Source organism: Thermocatellispora tengchongensis (assembly GCF_014202315.1).
Classification (GTDB): Bacteria; Actinomycetota; Actinomycetes; order Streptosporangiales; family Streptosporangiaceae; genus Thermocatellispora; species Thermocatellispora tengchongensis.
On the sequence record NZ_JACHGN010000013.1, the window covers coordinates 288,735 to 300,983 of the forward strand.

General features: G+C 71.5%; 12 protein-coding genes and 2 pseudogenes. 7 read left to right on the forward strand and 7 right to left on the reverse strand.

Features of this window, described 5'->3' with window-relative positions:
• Window positions 1-95: 95 nt before the first annotated feature.
• Window positions 96-2,306, reverse strand: a complete 2,211-nt coding sequence (locus tag HNP84_RS29220) for an ATP-binding protein (protein WP_185053142.1) — start codon at window positions 2,304-2,306, stop codon at window positions 96-98.
• Window positions 2,307-2,439: 133 nt separating this feature from the next.
• On the opposite strand from HNP84_RS29220, the gene HNP84_RS29225 reads away from it, so the two are divergent.
• Both HNP84_RS29225 and HNP84_RS55315 read left to right on the forward strand, forming a co-directional pair.
• A complete protein-coding gene (locus HNP84_RS29225; protein ID WP_185053143.1) occupies window positions 2,440-3,243 on the forward strand; it encodes a nuclear transport factor 2 family protein in 804 nt (267 codons plus the stop codon).
• 618 nt (window positions 3,244-3,861) lie between these two features.
• Window positions 3,862-4,506, forward strand: coding sequence for an ISAs1 family transposase (locus tag HNP84_RS55315; RefSeq protein WP_281396309.1), 645 nt, complete (start codon window positions 3,862-3,864; stop codon window positions 4,504-4,506).
• Between the two features lie 119 nt (window positions 4,507-4,625).
• Here the strand turns inward: HNP84_RS55315 and HNP84_RS53610 are convergent, their stop codons facing one another.
• Together HNP84_RS53610 and HNP84_RS56285 are read right to left on the reverse strand one after the other, a co-directional pair.
• Entirely contained in the window at window positions 4,626-4,799 is a 174-nt protein-coding gene (locus tag HNP84_RS53610; RefSeq protein ID WP_376771976.1) for a TetR-like C-terminal domain-containing protein, read from the reverse strand.
• A gap of 88 nt (window positions 4,800-4,887) precedes the next feature.
• Window positions 4,888-5,025: pseudogene (locus HNP84_RS56285) on the reverse strand (TetR-like C-terminal domain-containing protein); the annotation flags it as partial.
• 70 nt (window positions 5,026-5,095) lie between these two features.
• Here HNP84_RS56285 and HNP84_RS29240 point away from each other — a divergent pair.
• From HNP84_RS29240 to HNP84_RS29255, 4 genes and pseudogenes are all read left to right on the forward strand, one after another.
• Window positions 5,096-5,827, forward strand: a pseudogene (locus HNP84_RS29240) (IS982 family transposase); the annotation flags it as partial.
• A gap of 654 nt (window positions 5,828-6,481) precedes the next feature.
• The gene (locus HNP84_RS51380; protein ID WP_221336886.1) at window positions 6,482-6,772 is read left to right on the forward strand and encodes a helix-turn-helix domain-containing protein; all 291 of its coding nucleotides are present in this window, start codon (window positions 6,482-6,484) and stop codon (window positions 6,770-6,772) included.
• A 188-nt stretch (window positions 6,773-6,960) separates the two neighbouring features.
• On the forward strand, window positions 6,961-7,530 hold the full coding sequence (locus tag HNP84_RS29250) for a TetR/AcrR family transcriptional regulator (RefSeq protein WP_185053145.1): 570 nt from the start codon (window positions 6,961-6,963) through the stop codon (window positions 7,528-7,530).
• Between the two features lie 18 nt (window positions 7,531-7,548).
• Window positions 7,549-8,733, forward strand: a complete 1,185-nt coding sequence (locus HNP84_RS29255; RefSeq protein ID WP_185053146.1) for a GDSL-type esterase/lipase family protein — start codon at window positions 7,549-7,551, stop codon at window positions 8,731-8,733.
• Between the two features lie 572 nt (window positions 8,734-9,305).
• On the opposite strand, the gene HNP84_RS29260 is transcribed toward HNP84_RS29255, so the two are convergent.
• Window positions 9,306-10,256, reverse strand: a complete 951-nt coding sequence (locus HNP84_RS29260) for an NADP-dependent oxidoreductase (RefSeq protein ID WP_185053147.1) — start codon at window positions 10,254-10,256, stop codon at window positions 9,306-9,308.
• Window positions 10,257-10,305: 49 nt separating this feature from the next.
• On the opposite strand from HNP84_RS29260, the gene HNP84_RS29265 reads away from it, so the two are divergent.
• Entirely contained in the window at window positions 10,306-10,920 is a 615-nt protein-coding gene (locus HNP84_RS29265) for a TetR/AcrR family transcriptional regulator (protein WP_312925929.1), read from the forward strand.
• 282 nt (window positions 10,921-11,202) lie between these two features.
• Here HNP84_RS29265 and HNP84_RS55320 read toward each other — a convergent pair whose 3' ends face one another.
• The 3 genes from HNP84_RS55320 to HNP84_RS29275 form a co-directional block, all read right to left on the reverse strand.
• Entirely contained in the window at window positions 11,203-11,325 is a 123-nt protein-coding gene (locus HNP84_RS55320; RefSeq protein WP_281396294.1) for a hypothetical protein, read from the reverse strand.
• A gap of 95 nt (window positions 11,326-11,420) precedes the next feature.
• Window positions 11,421-11,672, reverse strand: coding sequence for a transposase (locus HNP84_RS29270; protein ID WP_312925931.1), 252 nt, complete (start codon window positions 11,670-11,672; stop codon window positions 11,421-11,423).
• Complete coding sequence (locus tag HNP84_RS29275; RefSeq protein WP_185053149.1) at window positions 11,669-12,166, reverse strand: helix-turn-helix domain-containing protein; 498 nt, start codon at window positions 12,164-12,166, stop codon at window positions 11,669-11,671. Before HNP84_RS29275 ends, HNP84_RS29270 begins: the two co-directional genes overlap by 4 nt.
• Window positions 12,167-12,249 lie beyond the last annotated feature (83 nt).

The following is a 12,249-nucleotide window of genomic DNA, read 5'->3' on the forward strand; positions in this document are numbered from 1 at the left end:
CATGGCGTTCTGCGCGGGCGCCATGTCGGTGAACCAGCCGCCGGCCGCCGCTGACGACCGTGACCCGCCGTCTTGCGGCGAGCCGGCGGCCGAGCTCAGTCCCGCCCGGAGACGGTGTCGGCACGTCGGACAAGCTCCCGGAACCGCTCGCCGAGCTCATCGGTGTCCAACGCGGCTGCGGAATCCGCCACGCCCTCCCACCACTGCGCCGACGCTACGTCACCGAGGTCGGCCGCCACGGCCGCGGCCACGCCCGCCAGGTGTGCCTTCGGCCGGTGACCGTCCCGCTGGGGGGCCAGCTCGCCGGCGACGGCGAGCATCACGGCCGCGTCGTCCAGGCGTCCTTCGCCGCGGGCGGCCTGCGCGCACTCCGCAAGGACCGCGGCCACCGAGAACCCGCTGCCCAGCTCCTGCGCCGTGGCCGCGGCCGCCCGCCAGTGTCGCGCCGCCGCGGACCGGTCCCCGCGCAGCAGCGCACCGTCACCACGGCCGATGGGCACGTGCACGGCCGCCCACACGTCGCGTTCAACGTCGAGGCGCGTCTTCATGGCGGCCTCTGCCCTGGCCAGCAGAGCCTCCGAACCATCGAAGTCCTCCAAACGCAGCGCCGCCGCCGACGCGAAGATCGCCGCCTCCGCGGCAAGCGAGGCGTCGTCGATCCGCTCGGCCAGCCGCATCGCCCGCTCCGCGGTGACGAACAGGTCCGCGGCGACGCGGTTGAACCCGGCGCGCGCCACCAACCAGCGGGCCCTGGCCCGCTCGCTCAGGGCGTCCTCGTGCAGGCGGTCGGTCCAGGTGAGGCCTTCGTGGCTGTGCCCGGTCATCCACAGCGGCAGCCACACCGACCACAGCAGCTCGGCGGCGTCGTCGTGCCGGTAGTCGTCGACGAGCTGGTCGAAGCCGAGCCGCAGCACGTGGCGATCGACCTCGACCTGCTCGACCGCCGTCATGTCGCCGTGGCCCCGGATCCGCGCACCCTGTTCGCGCGCCGTCCGCAGGGCCCATCGAGCCACACCCCGACGGACCTGTTCCCGGTCGGTCGGTTCGAGTGTTTTCAGCGCGTACCGGCGGATCGGCTCCAGCAGCCGGAACCGCCCGACCAGCCCCGCGTCGTCGCTGCGGGTGACCAGTGAGTGCTCGATCAGCTCGGCGAGCGCACCCGCCGCACCCGCCGCACCCGTCGCGTCCGGCGCAGCGATCGCGTCGACGGTGTCGAGGGAGAAGCTGCCCGGGACCATGGCGAGCCGGGGGAGCAGTCGCCGGGCCGCAGGGCCGAGCATCCGGCAGCTCCACTCGACGGTGGCCGCCATGGTGCGTTGCCGCGCCGGCAGGTCCCGCGGGCCGGCCACGGGCAGATCCGGCAGCTGATCGACCCACTTGAGCAGTGCCCGTGGCCCGAGTCGGGCGGCCGTGGCGGCCAGGAGCTCGATGGCCAGTGGCAGCCCGTCGGCCCGTCGACACAGCTGCGCGACGGCACCGTCGTCCTCGCTCCCGGTGGGCGGTGGCACGCCGGCGGCGGCCAGCCGTTCGTCGAAGAGCCGCACGGCCGCCGCCGGGCCGAGCGGGGCGATGCGCACTTCACGTTCCCGGCGCACCCGCAGTGGGACGCGGCTGGTGGCCAGGATCACCGCGTCGGGGGATGCCGCCAGCAGCTCGACCAGTTGCGGGCCGCAGGCCGTCACGCGCTCCAGGTTGTCGAGCACGAGCAGGACCGACGCCCCGGCGAGGTGCGCGGCGAGGCCGGTCACCGTGTCGGCGTGGGATCCCGCGGCGCGGGCCACGACGGCGACGACGTCGTCGGGATCGGTGACATTGGTCAGGTCGGCGAAGTACACGCCGCCCGGGTGATCGGCGGCCACCATATCGGCAGCCACCAGCGCGACGGTGGTCTTGCCCACCCCGCCCGGGCCGGTGAGCGTCACCAGCCGGCCCCGCGTGGTGCGCAGGGCGGCGACGATCTCGGCGACCTCGTCGTCCCGCCCGAACACCGGGACGGCAGGAGGTGACGGCCGGTGGGGCGTCAACGTGCGGGGCGGCATTTCGAGGGCCCCGTCCCCGGCCCGGCCCAGGGTGGACAGCAACGCTATGCGGTCGGCGTCGCGGAGCTGCAGCGCCGAGGCCAGCGACCGCACGGTGTGCGGCTGCGGCTGGGTCCGCCGCCCGCGTTCTAACGCGCTGACCGCGTCGACGGACAGTCCGGCGGCGGCGGCCAGCTCCTGCTGGGTCAGCGACCTGGCCTCCCGCAGGTCACGCAGCATGGCCGCGAAGCTGCTCGTCTTCCGCGCCGGTCTCGACGAATCGTTCATGAGCTGAATTATGCTCGCCAGCGCCAGGGCGGTGTCCGGGCGTTGTCCGGGCGTTGTCCGGTTGCCGGGCAGCACCACCGATCTTCATGCTCGAGAGTGTCAGAACGAACCAGACAGCTAGGAGATCGACGGCATGCTGCCCCAGGCCCTCCACGCTCTGCGCGAGGCGATCAACTCCCACGTCCCGGAGCGGATCGCCGGCTGCTTCACGGAGGACTACGTGGCCGAACGACCGCTGCGACCGGCCGAGGGGTTCATCGGTTCCGACCAGGTCGCCGCGAACTGGACGAAGATTTTGGCCGGGCTGCCCGACCTGCAGGCCGAGATCCTGCGCCACGCCCAGAACGGCGACGAGCTGTGGTCGGAGTGGGAGATGCGAGGTACCGCCCCGACCGGGGCGACGGTGGTGCTGCGCGGCCCGGTGGTGCTCACCACCCGCGACGGACGGATCGCATGGGCTCGGTTCTACCCCGACCCGGTCACCATGGCCGGCCCGACCCACACCACCGTCTCCCGGGTGCTGGACGCCCCGGCCGAACGAATCTTCGCAGTGCTCCGCGACCCCCGCCGCCACCCCGAACTCGACGCCACGGGCCTCCTGCGGCAGGCCAGAACCTCCCACCTGATCGACGCCGTCGGCGACACCTTCGTCATGGCAATGCACAACGACGAGATTGGCGACTACCTGATCGAGAACCACGTCGTGGCTTTCACCGAGAACCGGGTCATCGCCTGGGCCCCCGGCCAACCGGGTCAGCGCCCGGCCGGTCACCGCTTCACCTGGAAGCTCATCCCGATCGACGACGGTCACACCGAGGTGACCCAGACCTACGACTGGGCGGCGGTCACCCACCCGGCAGAGGTGCCTCGCCTGCCGGCCATCTCCGCCGACGAGCTCGACGGGTCGTTGACCCGCCTGGCCGCGGCGGTGGCATAGGGCCGCCGAAGGACTCGGGCACCGTCCGTGTACCGGCTGAGGCGACGTTGCGCGACGGTCCTCAATGGTCATGGCGACACAGGGGCCAAGGCCGTTGCGTTCTCGGCTGGTGAGACTGCTGCACCCCTGGGTCGAGTGACCGAGTAAGGGTACCTAACGCGGAGATGACGAACGCGACCCCTGATGATCGTCGGTCTAGCCGGTCGATCAAGAACAGGGGCCGCGTTCGCGTGCCATCATCCCCGATAGACGTGCTCTCCCGCCACTCAGAGCACGTCACCGCAGATCACCCGACTCATCTCCGGGTACGACCCCGGCCTACGCACCCGGCTCGGCCTCCCGCCCTCCATGCGACTGGCCGCCTCCACCCTGGGACGGCTGCCGGCCCGTCTGGACGGTGACGCCTTCGACACCGCGACCTGCGGCTACCTCGCCGCGCCGGCCGCCTGCCACCCACCCGAACAGGTGACATCCACCCGACCACCCCTGCTCGGCCTGGCCGTGGACGGCAAGACCCTGCGCGGCAGCCGCACCCGCGACGGCGCGGCCCACCTGCTGGCCGCCACCCGCCACGACACCCATACCGTCCTGGCCCAACGCCGGATCGAGACCGCAGCAATGAGATCCCCGCCTTCACCCCCTGCTGTCCGGGCTGGACCTGGCCAGTACCGTCATCACCGCCGGCGCCCTGCACACCCAGCACGACCACGCCCGGCACATCGTCGCAGCCGGCGGCCACTACCTGTTCATCGTCAAAGGCGACCAGCCCACGCTCCTGCGCCGGCTCAAGGCCCTGCCCTGGCGCAAGCCGTGTTGAACGACCGCACCGATGAGCAAGGCCACGGCCGCCGCGAGATCCGACGCATGAAGATCTGCACCGCCCGGCCCGGCCTGCCCTTCCCCCACGCCACCCAGGCCATCCAGGTCAAACGCCGCCGCACTGACCGCAGAACCGGCAAGACCACCATCGTCACCATCTACGCCATCACCAGCCTCCCACCGGGCCGCACCACCCACGCCCAGCTCGCCATGCTGATCCGCGGCCACTGGAGCATCGAGGCCCTGCACCACACCCGCGACGTCACCTACCGCGAAGACGCCTCCCGCATCCGCACCGGCACCGCACCCCGGATCATGGCCGGCCTGCGCAACCTCGCCATCGGCCTGGCCCGCCTGCTCGGCTGGACCAACATCACCTCAGCCACCGACCACTACCTCAGCCACCCAGCCGATGGCCTTCACCTACTCGGTCTTACAACCTGAGAACGCTTCGGCCCTGTGCTCGGGACGCCGATACCCGGTAACGGATTCTGTCCATGATCGATGGAGTTGACCCGCGTCGTCGCTCTGTGACGCCGGCGCGGGTGCGTACCCTCGGTGACCTACGTCGGGATGCCCATGAACACGGCAATGCGCGTCATCGTGTGGTCGAAGAGGGCGTCCCTGGCGTAGATGGTGTTGTTGAACTGGCCGAACAGTTCGAAGCTCACCATGCCGAACAAGGTCGTCCAGGCGGCTACGGCGCGGGCCACCATGTCGTCCGGGATGCCGGGCATGATTTCGCGCAGGCGGTCGGCGTCTTTGGGGGCCGAGTTCCGGTGGGGTGAGGGCGCCGGCCTCGTGCGCGTCGGCGAGTATGCGGCCGTAGACGACCGTGTCGCGGATGGCGGCGGGGATGGTGTCGTCGGGGGCCTGGTAGCCGGGCACGGGGGAGCCGTACAGCAGCGCGTACTCGTGGGGGTGGGCGAGGGCCCAGGTGCGGACGGCGCGGCAGCATGCCAGCTAGACGAGTAAGTCCTAACTCGCTGCGGGGTGGAGGGCGGAAATCACGAAGGGTGTTGACGATCGGTACGTGACTACGGACCTCAACACCCTTCTCACCGCACTGTACGTGACAATCGACGACTGGCTAGGCCGGCCACCCCGCCTGGGACGCCCACCCAAACTGACCGACGCCGAACTGCTCACCCTCGCGGTAGCCCAAGCACTGCTCGGCATCCACTCCCACACCCGATGGCTGCGCTACGTCCCCGCCCACCTGCCCGCCGCCTTCCCCCACCTGCCCGGCCAATCCGGCTACAACAAGCGCCTGCACAAGGCCCTGCCCCTGCTCAAACACGCCATCCGGGCCCTGGCCCGCGACACCGACCTCTGGCACGACCCGGTATGGGTGGTGGACTCCACGCCCGTCGAATGCGGCCGCTCACGCCCCACCACCCGCCGCTCGAACTGGCCGGCTGGGCCGCCACGGCTACTGCCGCTCCCACTCCCGCTGGTTCTGGGGCCTGCGCCTGAACCTGATCTGCACCCCCGCCGGACTGCCCATCACCTGGGCCCTGGCCACCCCGAACATCGACGAGCGCCAGGTGCTGATGGCCATCTGCGACCACGACCCCGCTCTGCTCATCGAACGCCCCGGCCTGCTCATCATCGCCGACAAGGGCTACATCTCCGCCGACTGGACGCCTTCCTGGCCGAGCGCGGTGTGCGGCTGCTGCGCCCGTCCTACCGCAACCGCACACCCCGCCCCGGTGAGCACCTGCTCAAGCCGATCCGCCAGCTCATCGAATCGGTCAAGGACACTTGGCTGACCTCCCGGAACTCCATCCCGAAGCGGTCGCGCTGACCGCCTTCCGAGGGCTGCCGAACGGAGTGGGGCGGGCGTACACGATCTTTGAGGCGCCCGACCGGCGGCGGGCCATCGCGTACTCCCTGCGCGTGGCCAAGGCGTGTGGCTTCGTGCGTGTGGCTTCGTCAAGGAGTCACACGGGGGCGCTTCGGTGGCGACGAGTTTCGCTCAACGGACCGCGCTCGTGGCATGCTCCGCGAGTTTTTCCAGCGGCTCGTTGCTGCGCATGGGTATCTGAGCGAGGGCAAGCGGAAGGGGGGCGCCTCCTGAACAACTGTGCAGAGCAGGAGTTGGCACGCCGCACTCTGGCGCGGGCGAGAAGCCCCCGCACGGGTTAAGGTGCGGGGGCCCTGACACTCGGCACCTACTGTTCGGCTTCCTGGGCCCGGCGCTCCAACGTGGCCGTCGACACAGCCGCCCCACTGGCGGTGTGCGGCGTGACAGTTCGTGATTCGTCGCGCGTCGGCACCACCGATCAGAGGCACGAAACCTTCTGCGGCGCCGAGCTCGCGCGCACCCACCTCCTGTTCGGCGAAATGGCCGCGCCGCGAGCGGCGCCGCGCCGAGGCGCGTGAGCGGCTACACGTCGCCCACGAGCTGTTCACGACGGTGGGCGCGCACGTGTTCGCCCACCGCGCGGCCCGCGAACTGCGGGCCACCGGGGAGACCGTACGCAGGCGAAGCGGCGTCACGACCATCGGCGACCTCACCCCGCGCGAGGTCCAGGCGGCCCGGCTCGCGGGCGGGGGCCTCGCCAATCCTGAGATCGGCAGCCGGCTCTTCGTGAGCCCGCGCACGGTCGAGTATCACCTGCACAACGTCTTCGCCAAGACCGGGATCACATCGCGCGCCGAACTGGGCGCCGTTCTGTTCGCCGATCCGAACAGGCCGTCGTCCTGAGTCGCCCCCGACAGCAGGGGGCCAACACGCCACGTGGCGAGGACGTCCGCGCGCGGACCACTTCCTGTACGGCCGATCAGCGGCTCCGCGGCCGGCCGGTTCCGTGCCGTGCGGCCCGACCAAGGCAGCGGGTTTCCTAAATCTATTAGGAAGATGCATAATCGGTTCAGGCAGATGGGAGGAAGCTTATGGCGCGTGCGGGACTCACCATGGACCGCCTGGCCAGGGCCGGGGCGGAGCTGGCCGATGAGGTCGGGTTCGAGCAGGTGACCGTCTCGGCGCTGGCCAGGCGGTTCGACGTCAAGGTCGCGAGCCTGTACTCCCACCTGAAGAGCTCCCACGACCTCAAGACCAAGATCGCCATGCTCGCCCTGGAGGAGCTGGCCGACCGGGCCGGCGAGGCCCTGGCAGGGCGGGCGGGCAAGGACGCGCTGACCGCCCTCGCCAACGTCTACCGCGACTACGCCCGGCAGCACCCCGGCCGCTACGCCGCCGCCCAGTTCCGGCTGGACCCCAAGAGTGCCGCCGCCAGCGCCGGCGGCAGGCACGCGCAGATGACGCGGGCGATCCTGCGCGGCTACGACCTCACGGAGCCGGACCAGACGCACGCCGTGCGGCTGCTGGGCAGCGTCTTCCACGGCTACGTCAGCCTGGAGATGGGCGGGGGGTTCAGCCACAGCGCCCCCGACACCGAGGAGACCTGGACCCGGGTCCTCGACGCGCTCGACGCCCTGCTGCGCAACTGGCCCGCGCCCTGACACGGCGCCCCACACCAGATGGAAACTCACATGAACTTGATCACGATCCCCATCACCGCCGACCTCCTGCGCGGCGCGCTCGACCTGGAGCGGACCGGACGCGGCCTGCTGCCGCACCGGCTGCCCGCGTGGGCCCGCGCCCAGTGCGCCGACGGGCAACTGCTCATGGCCGAGTCGCAGCCCTCCGGAGTACGGCTGGCCTTCCGCACCCGGGCCACCGCGGTCGAACTCGACACGCTGCCCACCAAGCGCGTCTACGCCGGCGCCCCGCCCCGCCCCGACGGCGTGTACGACCTGCTGATCGACGGCCGTCTGGCCGCCCAGGCCAGTGCGACCGGAGGCGACAACCTGACCATCGACATGACCACCTGGACCAGTGAGCATCGGCCCGGCCCCGTGGCCACGCTCCGTTTCACCGACCTGCCCGGCGGCCTCAAGGACGTCGAGATCTGGTTGCCGCACAACGAGACCACCGAACTCATCGCCCTGCGCGCCGACGCTTCCGTTGAGCCCGCGCCCGCCCGGAACCGCAGGGTGTGGCTGCATCACGGCAGTTCGATCAGCCATGGCTCCGACGCCGCGAGCCCCACGACGACCTGGCCCGCGCTCGCCGCCGCCCTCGGCGGTGTGGAACTGGTCAACCTCGGCCTGGGCGGCAGCGCCCTGCTCGACCCGTTCACGGCCCGCGTCATGCGCGACACCCCCGCCGACCTGATCAGCCTCAAGATCGGCATTAACCTGGTCAACGCGGATCTGATGCGCCTGCGCGCCTTCGGCCCCGCCGTACACGGCTTCCTCGACACCATCCGCGACGGCCACCCCGGCACCCCACTGCTGGTCGTATCGCCGATCCTGTGCCCCATCCACGAGGACACGCCCGGCCCCGGCGCGCTGGACCTCACCGCCCTCAGCGCCCGGCGCCTGGGATTCCGGGCCACCGGCGATCCCGCCGAGGTCGCGAGCGGGAAGCTGACCTTGCGCGTCATCCGCGACGAGCTGGCCCGGATCGTGGCGCAGCGGGCGGCCGAGGACCCGAACCTCCACTACCTCGACGGCCGCGACCTCTACGGCGAGGCCGACTTCACCGAACTTCCCCTGCCCGACCGGCTCCACCCCGACGCCGCCGCCCACCGCCGCATCGGCGAACGCTTCGCCAGGCTGGCCTTCACCACCACCGGCCCCTTCAGGAACGGCGACGTCTGAGGGGGAGACGACCGGTCACCGCCACGCCCGATGCACGATCTTCTTCCCGGAACGGCCGGGGTAGACCACGATCAGATGCTCCTCGACGGGCGCGTCGGGGTCGCTCTCGTCCCCCTCGAACACGCGGGCATAGACGCGCATCCGATAGCGGCCGGGGCCCTCGACGGCCAGGTCGAGAAGCCGCTTCCACGCCCCGCCGCCACGGCCCTCCGAGTACGGCGGTACGACCAGGCGGCCGCTGCGGCGATGAGGAGCATCACCGTACAGCCGAGGGCTGCCAGCCCGAGCAGGCCGGCCACCTGGTAGCTCATGTCGTCGAGGAAGAACACCAGTGCCGGGGCCGGCACGCCGATCAAGCAGAGCGCGAGGGCGACCCCCCGGAACCAGGCCGAAACCCCGGAGACGGCCCACAGCCCCTCGGCACGCGGCGGCGCGGGCGCCGGGCAGTGCCCCAGATTCGAGTAATGGTGTGGAGGATCTTAGCGAGTCACCAGAAGATGCCTGTCACCTCCGATGGCATGCGCGGGCGTCGTACCGGGGATCTGCGGCGAGGGGTTTCCTGCCGTGGCCGGTCAGTGCACCAGCACGATCTTGCCGCGGGCGTGGCGGCTCTCGCTGAGCTCGTGCGCAGCCGCCGCCTCGGTGAGCGGGAACGCCGCCGCGACCGGCACCCGCAGCCGGCCCTGCTCGGCGAGCTCGACCGCGATGCCCAGGCCGTGCACCGCCAGCGGGTCGGCGGCTCCGACGGCCGCGGCCGTGTCGCCCGCCGGCGCGCCGTGCGACAGGTGCACGCCGAGGGCCGCCGCGGTGAGGTCGGGGGCGATGGTCACCACACGCGCCGGGTCCCCGGCGATCTCGATCAGGTCGGGCAACGCCCCTCCGGCGCAGTCGAACACCGCGTCCACCCCGCCCGGGGCCAGCGCGCGGACCCGTCCGGCCAGCCCCGCCCCGTACGTCACCGGCTCCGCGCCGAGTGAGCGCAGGAAGTCGTGGTTGCGCTCCCCGGCCGTGCCGATGACGGTGGCGCCACGGGCGACCGCGAGCTGCACGGCGACCGTGCCGACCCCGCCGGCCGCGCCCTGCACCAGCACGGTGTGCCCGGCGCCGACCGCGAGCCGGTCGAGCACCCGGGTGGCCGTCTCGACGCTGCCCGCGGCACCACCGGCCTCCTCCCAGCTCCACGCGGCCGGTTTCGGCGCCCAGGCCACCAGCACCGCGTGATCGGCGTTGGCACCGCGCGCGGTCATCGCGGTCATGCCGAACACCTCATCGCCGGCCTCGACCCCCGTGACGCCGTCGCCGACCTCGTCCACCACGCCCGCGGCGTCGAACCCGGTCCGGTACGGGAACCTCACGGGCACCACATCACGCATCTTCCCCGAGCGGATGTAGGTCTCTCCCGCCGACAATCCGGACGCCCGTACCGCGATGCGGACCGTCCCCGGCCCGGCGTGCGGCTCCGCGACCTCGGCGACACGCACCACGCCGGGCGCGCCGTACTCGGAAAACTGGACAGCTCTCATGCGCCGCACCGTAACGGAACACCCCGTCCGGTTGACTAAAGTGAGAGCGGTGACGGCCGAAGTGAGGCAGAAGTCGCGCTCCGACGCCCGCGACAACCGCGCGCGCATCCTCGCGGTCGCCCGCGCGGCCTTCGCCGCCGACGGCCTCGGCGTGCCGATCCGGGAGATCGCCCGGCGCGCACAGGTGGGCGCCGCCACCGTCTACCGGCACTTCCCGACCAAGGACGCGCTGCTCAGCGAGGTCTTCGCCGAGCCGATGGCCCTGTGCTCGGCGGTCGTGGAGGAAGGACTGGCGCAGGCCGACCCCTGGCGCGGGTTTTGCCTGGTGATCGAGAAGCTCATGGAGGCGCACGCCCTGGACCGGCGCGTGTCCGGCGGGTTCACCTCGCGGCTGCCGTACTTCACCGCCGACCGCGACCGTACGATCCGGCTGCTGCTCCGACTCGTCCGGCGCGCGAAGGAGGCAGGCGGCCTGCGGGCGGACTTCGTCCTGGAGGACTTCATCTTGGCGATGATGGCGAACGAGGGCATCCGCGCCGAGTCGCCGGAACTGCGCCTGGCGGCGTCGCGCCGGTTCGCGGCCCTGATGATCCAGTCGTTCCGCGCCGGCCCCGTCCCCGCGCCGCTTCCGCCGCCGGTCCGGCTGCTGCCCGTCGTTCAGTAACGCCTCTGCCGGTGGCAGTGCGGCGGCTCACGGCCTCGCGGCGGTGCGGAACCCGGTCCAGCGCAGGTCGCAGATCGATGACCTCGGTCAGCTCGGCCAGATCCACATGGGCGGCCAACTCGGCGACGGTCGTGCAGTAGGCGATGAAGTACCGGTTGGCACCGAACCACTGGCACAGCCGCAGCAGGGCACGGCCGTTGAGCACCACGGGCTCCACCTCGTGCCCGGCCTCACTGACCCACCGCCTGCGCCAGAGTCCTAGACGCGGTGGTTCATGCCCTTTCATCCCGTACGGGGCGCCAGGCCGCTGACCGCCCGGGTCCGCGGCACCGTGCTGTAGTCCACCCCGAGCAGGCGCTGCAGCTCCTCGGCCCCGGATCCACCGCCCGGCCGTCTTCGCGTCACGCGGATCACCCCCACGGGCGCGGGGAGCACTACCTGGCCATCCTGTCGACGACACGTGAAAACTGGCTCAGGCACACATTCCGTGAGCCGATCATTCAATCGGCGAGCAGGACGCGTTTACGCAGGAGATCGGGTTTGGCCCGGCCGTACATCTGCCGCTTGAGCATCTTGATGCGGTTGACGTGTCCCTCGACCGGGCCGGAGCTGTAGGGCAGGCTCAGGCCGGCACGGGCGGCGTCCAGATCATGGCGGAGCCCGGTGATGAAGGACCGCAGTTCGGGCAGGTCGTCGGCCTCAACCGCGGTCATCCAGCGTTCGAGCTTGTCTCCTTGGCGATCCAGCATCATCCGGGCGAAATCGCGGACGTGGTCGCGAAGGGCGGCCAAGGCGGGCAGGAGGCGGTGAGAGCGTCCAGTTGCCGGCGCTCGTCGTTGTCGAGGCCGGCGGGGTCGCGGAGCAGCCACCCGGCGGCGCGCCGTACTGAGGGAGGCCGGGGCGGCGGCTGGTGCCGGGGCAGGCCGTCACGCCACGGGCGCAGGTATTGCCGCAGGAAGGTGGGGCCGCCGCGATGGCCGGGCACGCGTAGTTCCCGGTAGAGCTGCTGGGCGTTGGTGCAGCCGTTGTTCCAGCGTTCGCGCAGGTAGGGCTCGAAGGCGTCGAGCATTTTGGGGCGTTGGCCGGTTCCGTCGTTGACCAGGAGTTCTTCGGGGTCGGTGGCGCGGGCGAAGCGGCGTACGGTGTTGCGGGCCAGGCCGAGGTCCCGGGCGATCGCTTTGAGGCTGTGTCCGCGATCCAGCAGATCATGGATCTGGGCGTGGCGGCGGCGGGTGCGGTCGGGCACACGGCCGGTACGCGAGCGATGCTGTGACGTCCGTAGCGCTCGGTCAGGCCGGGTACCTGCTCGGCGAAGGTCTTGCTGGCGCA

Bases quoted from the DNA above. Each gene is read 5' to 3' on its own strand.
- HNP84_RS29220 (WP_185053142.1), bottom strand. From the start codon at position 2,306: ATGAACGATTCGTCGAGACCGGCGCGGAAGACGAGCAGCTTCGCGGCC.
- HNP84_RS29225 (WP_185053143.1), top strand. From the start codon at position 2,440: ATGCTGCCCCAGGCCCTCCACGCTCTGCGCGAGGCGATCAACTCCCAC.
- HNP84_RS55315 (WP_281396309.1), top strand. From the start codon at position 3,862: ATGAGATCCCCGCCTTCACCCCCTGCTGTCCGGGCTGGACCTGGCCAG.
- HNP84_RS53610 (WP_376771976.1), bottom strand. From the start codon at position 4,799: ATGCCCGGCATCCCGGACGACATGGTGGCCCGCGCCGTAGCCGCCTGG.
- HNP84_RS29250 (WP_185053145.1), top strand. From the start codon at position 6,961: ATGGCGCGTGCGGGACTCACCATGGACCGCCTGGCCAGGGCCGGGGCG.
- HNP84_RS29255 (WP_185053146.1), top strand. From the start codon at position 7,549: ATGGAAACTCACATGAACTTGATCACGATCCCCATCACCGCCGACCTC.
- HNP84_RS29260 (WP_185053147.1), bottom strand. From the start codon at position 10,256: ATGAGAGCTGTCCAGTTTTCCGAGTACGGCGCGCCCGGCGTGGTGCGT.
- HNP84_RS29270 (WP_312925931.1), bottom strand. From the start codon at position 11,672: ATGATGCTGGATCGCCAAGGAGACAAGCTCGAACGCTGGATGACCGCG.